Origin of the sequence: Scandinavium sp. NPDC088450, assembly GCF_044900545.1 — a bacterium.
Classification (GTDB): Bacteria; Pseudomonadota; Gammaproteobacteria; order Enterobacterales; family Enterobacteriaceae; genus Scandinavium.
Genome location: NZ_JBJDNI010000002.1, coordinates 64,036 through 79,638, shown reverse-complemented (window position 1 = coordinate 79,638; position 15,603 = coordinate 64,036). Strand labels below are relative to the sequence as shown.

Here is a 15,603-nt window from a genome sequence, read left to right as displayed (position 1 = left end):
GGGTAGGCTTATTTCAGGATATCGCAGCGGTGATCCTGGATTTCCTCGGCGGAAGCCAGGTTCAACGTCAGCAGATTGCGCTCGGTAGCAAGCAACACAAACGTGCCATCATTTTGCTGCACCATAGCCAGCGCAAAGCGTCCCATGTGCTCACGCGCTTCTGGCACTTCTTCAGCCAACATCAGGAAGGGGCTTTTTTGCGCCAGCTCTGTTTCCGTTACCCGACGGGCAAGATACTTATGCCCGCGCAGGCCATCCGGCAAAGGTAACCAGCGGCTGCTGATGATGTCACTGCTGGCATTAAGCTGTTCACGCACATCAGAACGCAAGCAGGAAATATGAATATGGAAATGATTCTGCGTGCGTCCGGTGCGCGAATTGATAGTCAACGACACCGCTGAATCTGGCACTGGCGAACCGTGGAGAGCACTCATCACCTGGCGGCTTTGCCAGGCTTGCCAGAAGAAGTTTGGTGTATGCGGATCCAACAGCAGCGGGCTTTCCGTGCCGTTAATGCGATAAGTCGGCATCAGCAGATACTGCAGCGGCCCGTTGCGATCTTTGAACAGCACGTAGCCGCCCTTCAGGTTCACCGAAGCACAAGGTGCAGGAGACTGATGTTGCTGTTGATTCGGCACGCACTGGTCGATAACAAAATGGCGCAACGCATTAGGATTCCCTTTCGGGTACAGCCACACGCCAGCGCCCACCAGCAGTAAGATGACAATCAACAAACCGACAAGACGGCGCTTTTGCTTAGACATGTGATTTTCCTGAGTGATGAAGTAACCTCAGATATAACATACCTTTATGAATTTTTGTCGCATCAACCCTACCAGTAGCCCAGCCAGTGCCACCATACCGAGCCTGTCACGCCCCAGATAACCAGGTTCACCACGCTCATCACCAGCCCGGTTTTCCACCATTCGCCAAGCGTAGCGTAGCCTGAGCCAAAGATGATCGGTGCCGTGCCGGTGCCGTAATGCGTGAGTGACATCATCAGCGATGAAGAAAAACCGAGCATCAGCCCCAGCAAAGCAGGAGGTGCGCCCAACGCCAGCCCAGCGGCAAAAAAGGCAGCGAACATGGCGGTGATATGCGCTGTCGTGCTGGCAAAAAAGTAGTGCGAATAGACATAAAGTAGAACTAACAACAGCGTCGCCACGCTCCAGTGCAGGCCCAGACCATCGATGGTTGTGCCGATACTGGTCGCCAGCCAGCTCACCAGGCCGAGCTTGCTGAGAAACTCCGCCATCATGACCAGAGCAGCAAACCAGACAATGGTGTCCCAGGCGCCCCGGCATTTGAGGATATCGTCCCAGTGCAGCACGCCAGTTAGCAGCAGAATCGACAGCCCAATTAGCGCTGCGCTGGTCGGGTTGACCGTCCAACTGCTGCCCATCACAAACGCGGGAACACCTGCCCACAGACACAACAGCAGCGCAAACACGCCGAGGGTGATTTTCTCTGCCATAGACAACGGCCCGAGTTCATTGAGCTTCGCGCGGGCAAACTGCGGCGCATCAGGTGTTTTCGTGATGGCTGGCGGATAAAGCCACCAGATGACCATCGGCATCACCAGCAGCGACACTGCCGCAGGCAGTAAGGCGGCAATAGCCCACATGCCCCACGTCATCTCCAGCACGCCATCAGTGCCTTTCATCATCAGATTAACAATCAGCGGGTTAGGTGCTGTCGCGGTGATAAACATCGCCGAACTTATCGGGTTGATATTGTAGTTAACCAGCGCCAGATAGCGGCCCGTCGAGCCGTTTTCACTGTTACCAGGTTGGGAGCCGAGGCTGTCAGCAATGGCGCGCATCACGGGATGAATGATGCCGCCACCGCGCGCGGTGTTGCTTGGCGTGACTGGCGCAATGAGCGTTTCAGCCAGCGTCAGCGCCCAGGCAATGCCCAGCGTTCGTTTGCCAAATAAGGCAATGAAGCCGTAGCCAATACGCGCGCCAAGGCCGGTTTTCAGCAAACTTTGCGACAGCATTATCGACAGGCCAATCAGCCAGATGAGCGAATTCGAAAACCCGCTTAACGCATCATTCAGCGCGGCAGCAGGCTTGCCAGGGTTGGTGACTCCCGTCATCGCCACCAGCATGATGGCGATAATCGCAATCGCCCCGATCGGCATCGCTTTGCCGATAATGGCCGCAATAGTGCCGATAAAAAGCGCCAGCAAATGCCAGGCTTGCGGCGTGACGCCATGGGGTACAGGGATGATAAACCAGATGACAAAAGTGATAGCGACCGCGATGAGCGCGGGCCAGGGGCGAACCGGCGTTAATCTGTCCATGCCTCATTCCTTGATTGTCCTCCACGCTTCTGCGTGTCAGGCCATTAACCGCTGTTCATGGCTGAAAAACAATCAGGGAAATCAATAATTCGTAAGACAGGCCGGGTAAGCAACAGCGCCACCCGGCACTATGATGAGAGTTAGCGCTGGCTAATCTGGTCGAAGGTGCCGCCGTTAGAGAAGTGCTCTTTCTGCGCTTTCGCCCAGCCGCCGAACTCCTGATCGATGGTGAACAACTTCAGTTTCGGGAATTCGCTTTCGTACTTTTTCGCCACGTCAGCATCGCGAGGACGGTAGTAGTTTTTCGCGACAATGTCCTGTCCTTCTGGCGAGTAGAGGTATTTCAGATAAGCATCGGCAACTTCGCGGGTGCCTTTCTTATCCACCACTTTGTCGACAACAGACACCGTTGGTTCAGCCAGAATCGACTCACTAGGGGTCACGATTTCAAACTTGTCTTTGCCCAGTTCTTTGGTCGCCAGCAGCGCTTCGTTTTCCCAGGCGATCAACACATCACCAATGCCACGCTCAACGAAGGTGTTGGTTGAGCCGCGAGCGCCGGAATCCAGCACTTCCACGTTCTTATACAGCGCCTTCACGAAATCCTGAGCTTTGGCCTGATCGTTGTTGTTGTGATGCAACGCGTAGCCCCAGGCCGCCAGATAATTCCAGCGTGCGCCGCCGGAGCTTTTCGGGTTCGGGGTAATCACGGAAACGCCCGGTTTAACCAGATCGTTCCAGTCATGAATCTGTTTCGGGTTGCCTTTGCGCACCAGGAACACGATGGTCGAGGTGTAAGGTGCAGAGTTGTCCGGCAGGCGTTTGAGCCAGTTTTTGTCGATGCGCCCACGTTCAGCAATGGCATCCACATCGTAAGCCAGCGCCAGCGTGACCACATCGGCCTCGATACCGTTGATAACAGAGGTGGCTTGCTTACCGGAACCGCCGTGCGACTGACGGATAACGACGTCATCACCGGTCTTCTGTTTCCAGTAGGTGCTGAAAGCTTTGTTGTAGTTGTCGTACAGTTCACGCGTCGGATCGTACGACACGTTCAATAACTGAATGTCTTTTGCCAGAACGCCGGCAGATGCCAGCAGAAGCGTTAACCCCAGGCCTAACTTGTTCATCGACCGCTCTCTTATGTGATGTTGTGATGAGCGTAGCCTGCCAGAAACGAACCAGATGATTAAAGAATAAAAAAAGATTGGCTATAACGTGAGGATATAAAGAGGGGAAAGCAAAACACCCTTCCGAGGAAGGGCGTTGGGGGACGTTACACTTCTTCCATGCGGCCCAACAGCGCCTGCAGACGTTCCTGCCAGCCGTGTTGCTGTTCTTTCAGCTGGCTGTTTTCGCGCTCCAGATCTTCACGACCGTGCTGTGCGTTCTGCACTTCCTGAGCCAGGGAATTGTTCTTCTCTTTCAGCTCTTCGATTTCCATCTGCAGCAGAGTGATGGTATCAATCGCCTGCTGTACTTTAGATTCCAGTTTCTCAAACACTTCTAATGACATCGTCATACCTCTCCTGAATTTGCAAGGCGTTGAACTCGTCCCGGAACCCCGGCGACGCCTTAACGAAAATAAGCGCACTGCTCTGCTTGCGATTGTATGGAGCGCCGCCCTCCCTGTCCAGCGCCGGGGCGCGCAGATCGTGGTTTGCAACACTTTTCGGTCTATACCTGGAGCGTTCGGCGCAACTCCCTCTTAATTGTTAAACCATTCGTTAAATGAATGGTTCGAAGATCACCTTTTCCACGGTCAATATACGCGCTTCATCGCGCGAAAACGCTCATTTTATTGACGAGGCACACAGATTTTGATTTCGATATTTCTCGTTTTTGCTCGTTAACGATAAATTAACACTATGCCTACATGGCAGCATGGTCGTCTTCGACCTCCATGTTCACAATAATCATTCATCTGTCTTCAGGATCCGATCATGAGTCAAACATCAACCTTAAAAGGCCAGTGCATTGCCGAGTTTCTGGGTACCGGGTTGTTGATCTTCTTCGGTGTTGGATGCGTAGCGGCGCTAAAAGTTGCAGGCGCGAGCTTCGGTCAGTGGGAAATCAGTATCATCTGGGGTCTGGGCGTGGCGATGGCCATTTACCTGACTGCAGGGGTTTCCGGCGCACATCTGAACCCGGCAGTAACGATTGCACTCTGGCTGTTTGCCTGTTTCGATGGGCGCAAAGTTGTTCCCTACATCCTTTCTCAATTTGCCGGCGCGTTTTGCGCAGCGGCGTTGGTTTACGGGCTTTACTACAATCTTTTCATCGACTTCGAACACACGCACAATATGGTGCGCGGCAGCGTCGAAAGTCTTGATCTGGCAGGTATCTTCTCTACTTATCCGAACCCACATATCAATTTTGTGCAGGCCTTCGCGGTAGAAATGGTCATTACCGCTATCCTGATGGGCGTTATCCTTGCGCTGACGGATGACGGCAACGGCGTGCCTCGTGGCCCAATGGCGCCACTGCTGATTGGCTTGCTGATTGCGGTAATTGGCGCATCAATGGGGCCGCTGACCGGCTTTGCGATGAACCCGGCTCGTGACCTGGGTCCGAAAACGTTCGCCTGGCTTGCGGGTTGGGGCAACGTTGCCTTTACCGGCGGCAAAGATATCCCTTATTTCCTGGTGCCGCTGCTCGCGCCAATTGTTGGCGCGTCGCTCGGAGCCTTCGGCTATCGCAGGCTGATTGGCCGCAATTTACCGTGCGATGTCTGCGTGGTGGAAGAGAAAGACACCACCAGCAACACCTCACAACAAAAAGCTTCGCTGTAATCTGACTACGGGACTTAAGCATATGACCGACAAAAAATATATCGTTGCGCTGGACCAGGGGACAACCAGCTCCCGCGCCGTCGTCATGGATCACGACGCCAATATCGTCAGCGTTTCACAGCGCGAATTCGAACAAATTTATCCTAAGCCAGGCTGGGTCGAGCACGACCCAATGGAAATCTGGGCTTCCCAGAGCTCCACGCTGATTGAAGTGCTGGCGAAAGCCGATATCAATTCCGACGAAGTGGCGGCCATCGGCATCACCAACCAGCGTGAAACGGCGATCGTCTGGGATAAAGAAACCGGTAAGCCAATTTATAACGCCATCGTCTGGCAGTGCCGTCGCACCGCAGAAATCTGCGAGCAGCTCAAACGCGATGGCATGGAAGAGTACGTCCGCAAAGCAACCGGTCTGGTTATCGACCCGTACTTCTCCGGCACCAAAGTGAAGTGGATTCTGGATCACGTGGAAGGCGCGCGTGAGCGAGCGAAAAAGGGTGAACTGCTGTTCGGGACCGTTGATACCTGGCTCATCTGGCGTATGACGCAGGGCCGCGTGCACGTCACCGACTACACCAACGCCTCGCGTACGATGCTGTTTAACATCCACGAGCTGGACTGGGATGACAAAATGCTCGACGCGCTGGACATCCCACGCGCGATGCTGCCGGAAGTGCGCAAGTCTTCCGAAGTGTACGGCCAGACCAACATCGGTGGTAAAGGCGGTACGCGTATTCCTATCGCCGGTATCGCGGGTGACCAGCAGGCGGCGCTGTTCGGCCAGCTGTGCGTGAAGGAAGGGATGGCGAAGAACACTTATGGTACAGGCTGCTTTATGCTGATGAACACCGGGGAAACTGCGGTGAAATCTGAGCATGGCCTGCTGACCACCATCGCCTGCGGCCCGAAAGGCGAAGTGAACTACGCTCTGGAAGGCGCGGTGTTCATGGCGGGCGCGTCCATTCAGTGGCTGCGTGACGAAATGAAGCTGATCAACGACGCTTTCGATTCCGAATACTTCGCCACCAAAGTGAACGACACCAACGGCGTCTATGTGGTGCCAGCGTTCACAGGCCTGGGCGCGCCATACTGGGACCCGTATGCTCGCGGTGCCATTTTCGGCCTGACTCGCGGCGTGAACTCGAACCACATTATCCGTGCCACCCTGGAATCCATCGCCTATCAAACACGCGATGTACTGGAAGCGATGCAGGCAGACTCCGGCATTCGTTTACACGCCCTGCGTGTGGACGGTGGCGCAGTTGCCAACAACTTCCTGATGCAGTTCCAGTCCGACATTCTCGGCACCCGTGTAGAGCGTCCGGAAGTGCGTGAAGTGACAGCCCTGGGCGCGGCGTATCTGGCGGGCCTGGCGGTTGGCTTCTGGCAGAATCTGGATGAGCTGCAGGAAAAAGCGGTGATTGAGCGTGAGTTCCGCCCAGGGATTGAAACCACCGAACGTAACTACCGTTACAGCGGCTGGAAGAAAGCGGTGAAACGCGCGCTGGCGTGGGAAGATCACGAGTAAGCGTGTGAGACGAAAATGCCCGGTGGCGCTTCGCTTACCGGGCCTACAAATCGGGATGGACCCCCATCAAAACTGTAGGCCCGGTAAGGCGTAGCCGCCACCGGGCATTTTTTTAGCCAAACATTGGCAGCAGCAGATACAACTTAATCACCAGCGCGTTGACGATATCGATAAAGAACGCACCGACCATCGGCACCACCAGGAATGCCATGTGTGAAGGACCAAAACGTTCGGTGATGGCCTGCATATTGGCAATCGCCGTTGGCGTTGCACCCAGGCCAAACCCGCAATGCCCAGCCGCCAGCACCGCTGCGTCGTAGTTTTTACCCATGATGCGGTAAGTCACGAAAATCGCATACAGCGCCATCGCCACAGTCTGCACCGCCAGAATAGCCACCATCGGCAGCGCCAGCGAGGCCAGTTCCCACAGCTTCAGACTCATCAGCGCCATCGCCAGGAACAGAGATAACGAAACGTTGCCCAAAATCGAGACCGCACGCTCGAACACGCGATAGAAGCCCAGCAGCGCCAGACCGTTACTCAGAATTACACCTATAAACAGCACGCAAACGAACGTTGGCAGTTCAAGCACTGTGCCCACCAGCAATTGCGCAACGATTTTACCCAGCGTGATACAGATAGCGATCATCGCGATGGTTTCAATCATCACCAGCGAGGTGATCATGCGGCCCACGTCCGGCTTTTCAAACGCGGTCGGCACGGCCTGATCTTCTGGCGTACCGTCAGGCGTAGAAGAGTGTTTAACCAGATAACGGGCAACCGGGCCGCCAATCAAGCCCCCCAGCACCAGGCCGAAGGTGGCGCAAGCCATGGCCACTTCTGTCGCATTGGCGAAGCCGTAGCGCTCAGTAAACAGTTTGCTCCATGCTGCCCCGGTTCCGTGACCGCCAGACAGCGTAATAGACCCGGCCAGCAGGCCCATCAGCGGGTCGAGGCCCAGTATTTTCGCCATCCCGATACCGATGGCGTTCTGCATTAACAGCAGCCCGACAACCACAATCAGGAATGACCCCAGCACTTTCCCGCCAGAACGCAAGCTCGCGAGGTTGGCGTTCAGGCCAATGGTCGCGAAGAAAGCCAGCATCAGCGGGTCTTTCAGGCTCATATCGAAGTCGATTTCCCAGCCCATGCTTTTTTTGAGCACCAGCAGAGCGACAGCAACCAACAGGCCACCGGCAACCGGTTCGGGGATAGTGTATTTTTTGAAAAAGGGAACGGTGTGGACCAGTTTGCGTCCTAACAGCAACACCAGCGTTGCGGCAACAAGCGTCGATAGGGTATCGAGATGAAACATAAAAGCTCCTTGTTTGCGCATGATCCAATGACACGCGACGTCTCTTCCTGTAGCGAAAAGTTCTCTTTGTTTAGAATCAGGAGCCGAATTCTACGCAAAAGGCAGCTAAAATTAACAGAAAAAGTTATCGCACTTGGTGAATTTTGCGACAAAACAAGCATAAACAGCATAAAAAACTGGTCGCTTATTCATCCTTAATATATTAGCCGCAACCGTTTGCTTTTGCCTGGCAGTCCGTTAAAATCCCCCTTTTTCCACCACGGATCGCCTCTGAACATGTCAGTGAACACCCTCGAAGCTGAAAATGCGCAACCGATTGCGCAGTCACAAAACAGCGAGCTTATCTATCGTCTTGAAGACCGCCCGCCTCTGCCGCAAACCTTATTCGCTGCTTTTCAGCATCTACTGGCGATGTTTGTCGCGGTCATCACGCCGTCCCTGCTGATTTGCCAGGCGCTCGGCTTACCGGCGCAGGATACGCAGCACATCATCAGTATGTCGCTGTTCGCTTCAGGTGTGGCTTCCATTATTCAGATTAAAGCCTGGGGGCCTGTCGGTTCTGGTTTGCTCTCGATTCAGGGAACGAGCTTCAACTTTGTCGCGCCGCTGATCATGGGCGGTACCGCATTGAAAACCGGCGGCGCAGATGTGCCGACAATGATGGCGGCGCTGTTTGGCACGCTGATGCTGGCGAGCGTGACGGAAATGGCGCTTTCCCGCGTCCTGCATCTGGCGCGCCGCATTATTACCCCGCTGGTTTCCGGCGTGGTGGTGATGATCATCGGCCTGTCGCTGATTCAGGTTGGCCTGACGTCCATTGGCGGGGGTTATGCAGCCATGGCCGATCACACCTTCGGCGCACCGAAAAACCTGCTGTTGGCGGGCGTGGTGCTGGCGCTGATTATCCTGCTTAACCGCCAGCGCAACCCGTATCTGCGTATAGCTTCTCTGGTGATTGCGATGGCGGCGGGTTACCTCGTGGCGTGGGCGATGGACATGCTGCCGCAGAATACCGCCCCGACGAATCAGGCGCTGATTACTGTGCCAACGCCGCTTTATTATGGCCTGGGCATTGACTGGAACCTGCTGCTGCCGCTGATGCTGGTGTTTATGATCACCTCGCTGGAAACCATCGGCGACATCACTGCCACCTCTGACGTTTCTGAACAGCCAGTTTCCGGCCCGCTGTATATGAAACGCCTTAAAGGCGGTGTGCTGGCGAATGGCCTGAACTCCTTTGTGTCAGCGGTGTTCAACACCTTCCCGAACTCCTGCTTTGGTCAGAACAACGGCGTTATTCAGCTGACCGGCGTGGCCAGCCGCTACGTGGGCTTTGTGGTGGCGCTGATGCTGATTGTCCTCGGCCTGTTCCCGGCGGTAAGTGGTTTTGTGCAGCACATTCCTGAGCCCGTTCTGGGTGGCGCAACGCTGGTGATGTTCGGCACCATCGCAGCTTCTGGCGTACGTATCGTTTCGCGTGAGCCGCTGAACCGCCGCGCAATTATGATTATTGCGCTCTCGCTGGCTGTCGGCATGGGCGTTTCTCAGCAGCCGCTGATCCTGCAGTTCGCGCCTGACTGGCTGAAAAACCTGCTCTCCTCCGGTATCGCTGCTGGCGGTATTACCGCGATTGTTCTGAATCTGGTTTTCCCGCCAGAAAAGAACTGATCTCACTCACGGCGGCGCTTTCAGGCGTCGCCGTGACATTTAATTACACGAATCCTTCCTTGAGGATTGCGCACAAATCGTGCATAACTCCTTTATGTGCCCTTCACTGGATGGAAGACGATGAAATTTATCGGGAAGCTGATTCTCTGGCTGTTGATCGCCGTGCTGCTGGTTGCGCTGGCGTTCTACTTTTTACTGCAAACCCGCTGGGGTGCGCGCCAGGTCAGCGGCTGGATTTCAACCCACACCGATTACCACATTGTCTTTGATGCGATGGATCATCGCTTCTCCTCGCCTTCACATATTCTGTTGAAAAATGTCACCTTTGGCCGCGATGGCAAACCCGCCACGCTGGTTGCCAAAACGGTCGATATTGGTCTGAGCAGCCGCCAGCTCACCGATCCGCTGCATGCCGACACCATCACCTTGCAGGACGGGACGCTAAACCTGATGTCCTCAACCGCGCCTTTCCCGTTTGAAGCCGACACCCTGCAACTCAGCAATATGGCCTTTAACAGCCCGGAAACCGGCTGGGATCTCAGTGCACAACGTGTGACGGGTGGCGTCTCGCCGTGGGTGCCAGAAGCCGGAAATGTGCTGGGCAAACAGGCTCAAATCCAGATGAGCGCAGGTTCAATGACGCTCAACGGTATCGAAGCCAATAACGTGCTGGTACAAGGCAGCATCGATAACGGCGTGGTGACGCTGGGCACCATTGGCGCAGACATCGCGCGTGGCTCTCTCACCGGGAATGCCAAACGTAACGCCGACGGCAGCTGGCTGGTCGACAGCCTGCGCCTGACGGACATCCGTTACCAAAGCGACAAATCACTACAGGATTTCTTCGCCCCGCTCACCACCTTGCCGTCGTTAGCTATCGGCAGCCTGGAAGTGACCGATGCTCGCTTACAAGGCCCGGACTGGGCGATTGCCGATCTTGATTTGAGCTTGCGCGACCTGACGCTCAGCAAAGGCGACTGGAGCAGCGACGGCGGCCGCCTGTCGATGAATGCCGATGAATTCATCTACGGCTCGCTGCATTTTATCGATCCCATTCTGAACACCGAGTTCTCGCCACAAGGTATCGCACTGCGCCAGTTCACCTCCCGCTGGGAAGGCGGTATGGTGCGCACGTCGGGCAACTGGTTACGCAATGGCAAAGCGCTGGTGCTGGATGACGCCGCCGTGGCCGGGCTGGAATACACGCTGCCGAAAAACTGGAAACAGCTGTGGGCAGATCAGCTCCCGGAATGGCTGCAAAGCGTCACCCTGAGCAAATTCACCGCCAGCCGAAACCTGGTTATCGACATCGACCCGAACTTCCCGTGGCAGCTCACTTCCCTTGACGGCTACGGCGATAATCTGCAACTGGCGAAAAACGGCAACTGGGGCATCTGGCGCGGCAATGCTGCATTGAATGCCGCTGCAGCAACGTTTAATCGTGTGGATGTGCGCCGTCCGTCGCTAAAACTGGTGGCGAATGATTCCGTGGTGAACATCAACGAGCTGAGCGCCTTTACCGAGAAAGGCATTCTGGAAGCCACAGCCGCCGTCTCGCAGCAGCCGCAGCGCGAAGTCGCCATTAGCCTGAACGGTCGCGGTGTGCCGCTGGATATCCTGCAACAATGGGGCTGGCCAGTGCTGCCGATTACCGGCGATGGCAACCTGCAACTAAAAGCCCACGGCAATGTGCAGGCCAGTGCGCCGCTTAAACCAACGGTCAGCGGGCAACTGCACGCCATCAATATGAACAAGCAGGAAGTGACGCAGACGATGACTAATGGCGAAGTGAGTACCCCGCAACCTGTGGTGCCAGCGCCCACTGGGGGTGTGCCTGCTGCGGAACCTGCTCCAGCTCAACCCGTGCAGTAACTTCTTCATCGCAGTTCCCCCTCTCCCCTGCCCTCTCCCTCAGGGAGAGGGAGAAAAGCGAGCCAGCTCCGTTCCAATCCCCTCACCCCGACCCTCTCCCCAAAGGGGCGAGGGAGAAAAGCGAGCCAGCTCCGTTCCAATCCCCTCTCCCTTGGGGAGAGGGCCAGGGAGAGGGGGAAAACCCATTACATTACTCACCGCTCATCTCCTTTCACATCCGACCGAAACCAGTGCACATTTTGTGGCTGTTTGTACCTATTTCCCGCAACCTGTTCCGCTTCCTCCTGCCACTTGTTATAACTTTCTCACTGGAAGTCCAAACCAATAATTAAAACGCCCTACAAGAAAGGAACAGCCATTATGTCTGGAATACGTCAACGTATTCTGGAGAATATGCAAACGTTCTCCAGAGCAATGATCGGCGCAGTTCTGTTTTTACCGGTAATCGGTTTAATTCTGGCATTAAGTTCAGTATTAACCAATCCTACCCTTATTCCCGAAACCAGTTTTTTGCATAATCTCGGGCAGCTTTTAGGGGATACTTTCTGGCTATTATTTGGCAACCTCGGTTTATTATTCTGTATTGGCATCAGTTACGGTCTGGCGAAAGATCGTAAAACTGAAGTCGCACTGGTTTCGGTGATGTGCTTTATTATGTTTTTAGGCGCGAACCATTCGTGGCTGGAATTCACCCATCGTATTGCTGAAAAAATTAACGGCGAATATTACGGCACCGGACAAACCCAATTATTAGGTTTCGTGGTTGTCGATATGGGTGTTTTCCTCGGGATAATTCTCGGTTGCACTATCGCCTGGGTTCACAATAAAGTCTCCAGCGTGGAACTGCCGGGTGCACTGTCGATGTACGGCGGTGCCAAGCTGACGCTGATTGCCATGACACCCGTCGTCATCTTTTACGCCATCGCCTTTACGTGGATCTGGCCGTTTATGACTCACGGCATCACTGCGCTCACCGGCTTTATGAAAAACGCCGGTGTAGCGGGCGTGTTCGTCTACGGCTTCTTTGAAAAATTCCTGATCCCAACCGGGCTGCATCACTTCGTCTGGTCGCCGTTCCAGCTGACGCAAATTGGCGGCACGCTGAGCGTGGACGGGCAAACTGTGTCGGGCACCCAGGCGATTTTCCTCGCCTACATGCGTCACCCGGATTTAACCCCGGTGATGAACGAATCGCTGCGGTTCTCTCAGCAAGGCATGACGACAATTTTCGGTCTGGCAGGTGCATCGCTGGCGTTCTATCACACCGCGAAGCCTGAGAAGAAAATGCTGGCAAAAGCCATCCTGCTGCCCGCCATCATCACCTCAATGCTGACCGGGATAACCGAGCCGATTGAGTTTACTTTCCTGTTCATCTCGCCGCTGCTGTGGGTTATTCACGCTACGCTGACAGCCGCGTCACAGGCCATTTGCGACATCTTTACCGTGCGCCCGTGGGGAGCTGCCGGGCTGATTGAGTTTCTGATTTACAACCTGCCTCTGCCGGTCGGCCTGACTCGCTGGCCGCTATATATCGTCATCGGCATTGGGCAGTTCGGTGCTTATTACGTGATATTCCGTACGCTGGTTGTGAAGTTAAATCTGAAAACACCCGGCCGTGAAGATGACGATGAGGTCAAACTTTATAACAAAGCGGATTACCGCGAGAAAATCAAAAATAAAACCCACGCCAGCAACGCCGTCACCGACGACATTATTAAAGGCCTGGGTGGCAAAGAAAATATTATTTCCGTCGACAACTGCTTCACCCGTTTACGGGTCGCCATTCACGATATGAGTCTGGTCGACGACACGATATTAAAAAGCACCGGCGCTAATGGCGTGGTGCGTAACCGAAATGAAGTTCAGGTTATTTATGGCGTTAAAGTCGGGCAAGTCCGCACTCACGTTGATACCTGGCTGGCAACGCATTAATCAGGAGGAATCATGAAATTAACCGTATTAGGGGGCGGCGGGGTTCGCTCGGCCTTTCTGGCAAAATCACTGGCCTATAACGCGCATCGCATCGGCCTGAAAGAAGTGGTTTTCCTCGACAGTTCTGCAGAAAATCTGGCGGTATTTGGCGAAATAGCCCGTTATGTGTTCAACACTATTCGCCCGGATATTCACTTCAGCCTGACGACCGATCCGGTCGAAGCGCTAAAAGGGGCTGGTTTCGTCATCACCACTCTGCGTGTGGGAGGCGATGAAAGCCGTATTCACGACGAACGGGTCGCACTGGAACACAATACGCTAGGTCAGGAGACAACGGGGGCTGGTGGCTTCGCGATGGCGATGCGCTCCATTCCGGCCATTCTCAACTACTGTCGTCTGATTGAAGAGCATGCTGCCCCGGATGCCATTTTGTTCAACTTCACCAACCCGTCGGGGCTGGTCACCGAAGCGATCATTAAGTCGGGCTTTAAGCGTCGGGTGTATGGCATTTGCGATGCGCCTTCAGAATTGATTCGCGAGCTGCCGTCAATTCTTGGCTGCGATGAGCGAGATTTGCAGGTTGAGTGCTACGGCCTGAATCACTTCTCGTGGTTCACCAACTTTACCGTGCGCGGCGAAGATGTGACGGAGAAGCTGATTAACAGCCCTGCGCTTTACAGCCACACCTGCATGCAATATTTCGAGCCGGAGCTGGTGAAGCAGTGCGACAACCAGTTGCTCAACGAATATCTCTATTACTACTACTATCGGGAAGAAGCACTGAAAGCGATTCAGAACGCTCAGGAAACCCGCGGTGAGCAGATTGCCCGCATCAACCGGGATATGCGCAAAGAGCTGGCGACGCTCGACGTGAAAGCCAACCCGGCAGCGGCATTTGATATCTGGATGAAGCACTACCTGAAGCGTGAAAACAGCTACATGCAAAGTGAATCGCAACAGGAAAAATTCAACACCCGCGAACCGTTAACGTTGCAGCAGTTTATTGAAGAGCCAGATACCGGCGGCTATGCCGGCGTGGCGCTGGATATTCTGGAAGCGGTGAACAGCGATACCACCAAACGTATCGTGGTGTCACTTTCCAATAACGGTACGCTGGATTTCCTGCAGCCGGACGATGTGATTGAAATCAGCTGCGATCTCAGCAAATCCGGGCTGAAACCAGTGACGCCGCGCCATGTGCCAGTTGCGCAGAAGAACATGATCTCCTGCGTGAAAGAGTACGAGCGCCTGGCCGTGGCCGCCATACTCAACAAAGATCGTGCGCTGGCGGTACGAGCCCTGATGGCACATCCGCTTGTCGCCTCGTGGTCGCTGGCGAACAAGCTTGTTGATGCTTACCTGAGCGACGCGCACTGCGAGGGCTGGTAATCACTCCTCGGGGGCATCGGCAGGTGCCCCCACACCAGTTTGCTGAAACCAGAGTTTCAGCAAATGCTCAAAACCCAGAATGCAGTAACCGAAGAACGGATTGCTCCAGTAAATATCATCATCGTACTTTTGCGGGTCGTGAATGATAAACGCCGTATCGGCCGCCTGGGCCAGAGGGCTTTGATAATCACCGGTAAAGCAAATCAGATCCGTGGCTTTGCCCTCCAGTGCTTTGACCCAGTTTAACGCTGAGCTGCTGCGGCCCGATTTGGAAATAATCCAGATAGCATCAAATTTGGTGGCATTCTTTTGTTCCAGAATTTCATAGTCCGGCCACAGGGCCAGGCTGGCATTCACGCCAATCACCAGGAATTTATTATAAATATATTGGGCAATAAGCTGTGAAAACCCGCTGCCATGAATCAATATCCGCTGATGTTGCAGACCATTAAGGACATCAGCCAGCCGTTCCGGTGGCTGTGTTTTCATAAAATCCACATCATTTGTCACATCGAGTTTCGGCATCGTGATATTAAATTTGATAAAATAGACCAACTCCAGCCAGCCACTAAACTTTAATTTCTTTGCCAGGCGAACAATGGAGGAAGGGTTGCTGTAACAGCGTTCTGCCACGGCTCGAATGCCCTCGCGAAGGCATTGTTCGGGGTCACTCTGAATACAGCGCAAGACGGTAATCTCGGTCTTGCTTAACTTGACGTCACGAAAGATATTTTCCAGTTCCATATATCACCCTCAATGTATTACAAGGACGGTATCAGATATGGCAAAAGTAGACTGTGTT

The 15,603-nt window shown here is 54.4% G+C and carries 12 protein-coding genes; 6 read left to right on the top strand and 6 right to left on the bottom strand.

Annotated features, from left to right (window positions below; all coding sequences use genetic code 11):
• Positions 1-8: 8 nt before the first annotated feature.
• From ACI2I2_RS02960 to zapB, 4 genes are all read right to left on the bottom strand, one after another.
• Positions 9-764: a CDP-diacylglycerol diphosphatase gene (locus ACI2I2_RS02960; RefSeq protein WP_404656550.1), complete on the bottom strand. Its 756-nt coding sequence runs from the start codon at positions 762-764 to the stop codon at positions 9-11.
• A 68-nt stretch (positions 765-832) separates the two neighbouring features.
• Positions 833-2,305 (bottom strand): DASS family sodium-coupled anion symporter, encoded by a 1,473-nt coding sequence (locus ACI2I2_RS02955; protein ID WP_404656549.1) that lies wholly within the window; start codon positions 2,303-2,305, stop codon positions 833-835.
• 140 nt (positions 2,306-2,445) lie between these two features.
• Positions 2,446-3,435 (bottom strand): sulfate ABC transporter substrate-binding protein, encoded by a 990-nt coding sequence (locus tag ACI2I2_RS02950; protein WP_404656548.1) that lies wholly within the window; start codon positions 3,433-3,435, stop codon positions 2,446-2,448.
• A gap of 146 nt (positions 3,436-3,581) precedes the next feature.
• The gene (gene zapB / locus ACI2I2_RS02945) at positions 3,582-3,827 is read right to left on the bottom strand and encodes a septal ring assembly protein ZapB (RefSeq protein WP_330984677.1); all 246 of its coding nucleotides are present in this window, start codon (positions 3,825-3,827) and stop codon (positions 3,582-3,584) included.
• Positions 3,828-4,248: 421 nt separating this feature from the next.
• Here zapB and ACI2I2_RS02940 point away from each other — a divergent pair, with 421 nt between their 5' ends.
• Positions 4,249-5,097: an MIP/aquaporin family protein gene (locus ACI2I2_RS02940; RefSeq protein ID WP_404656547.1), complete on the top strand. Its 849-nt coding sequence runs from the start codon at positions 4,249-4,251 to the stop codon at positions 5,095-5,097.
• Between the two features lie 22 nt (positions 5,098-5,119).
• Entirely contained in the window at positions 5,120-6,625 is a 1,506-nt protein-coding gene (gene glpK, locus ACI2I2_RS02935; RefSeq protein ID WP_404656546.1) for a glycerol kinase GlpK, read from the top strand.
• Between the two features lie 112 nt (positions 6,626-6,737).
• Here the strand turns inward: glpK and gltS are convergent, their stop codons facing one another.
• Positions 6,738-7,940, bottom strand: coding sequence for a sodium/glutamate symporter (gene gltS / locus ACI2I2_RS02930; protein WP_404656545.1), 1,203 nt, complete (start codon positions 7,938-7,940; stop codon positions 6,738-6,740).
• Between the two features lie 276 nt (positions 7,941-8,216).
• Here gltS and ACI2I2_RS02925 point away from each other — a divergent pair, with 276 nt between their 5' ends.
• The 4 genes from ACI2I2_RS02925 to ACI2I2_RS02910 all read left to right on the top strand — a co-directional run bounded on the left by ACI2I2_RS02925 (position 8,217) and on the right by ACI2I2_RS02910 (position 14,801).
• Complete coding sequence (locus ACI2I2_RS02925) at positions 8,217-9,608, top strand: NCS2 family protein (RefSeq protein WP_404656544.1); 1,392 nt, start codon at positions 8,217-8,219, stop codon at positions 9,606-9,608.
• Positions 9,609-9,728: 120 nt separating this feature from the next.
• On the top strand, positions 9,729-11,480 hold the full coding sequence (locus tag ACI2I2_RS02920; protein ID WP_404656543.1) for an AsmA family protein: 1,752 nt from the start codon (positions 9,729-9,731) through the stop codon (positions 11,478-11,480).
• 360 nt (positions 11,481-11,840) lie between these two features.
• Positions 11,841-13,412: a PTS transporter subunit EIIC gene (locus tag ACI2I2_RS02915; protein WP_404656542.1), complete on the top strand. Its 1,572-nt coding sequence runs from the start codon at positions 11,841-11,843 to the stop codon at positions 13,410-13,412.
• 12 nt (positions 13,413-13,424) lie between these two features.
• Complete coding sequence (locus tag ACI2I2_RS02910; RefSeq protein WP_404656541.1) at positions 13,425-14,801, top strand: glycoside hydrolase; 1,377 nt, start codon at positions 13,425-13,427, stop codon at positions 14,799-14,801.
• On the opposite strand, the gene ACI2I2_RS02905 is transcribed toward ACI2I2_RS02910, so the two are convergent.
• Positions 14,802-15,545 carry a MurR/RpiR family transcriptional regulator gene (locus tag ACI2I2_RS02905; protein WP_404656540.1) on the bottom strand — a complete coding sequence of 248 codons (744 nt, stop codon included), beginning with the start codon at positions 15,543-15,545 and terminating at the stop codon, positions 14,802-14,804.
• Positions 15,546-15,603 lie beyond the last annotated feature (58 nt).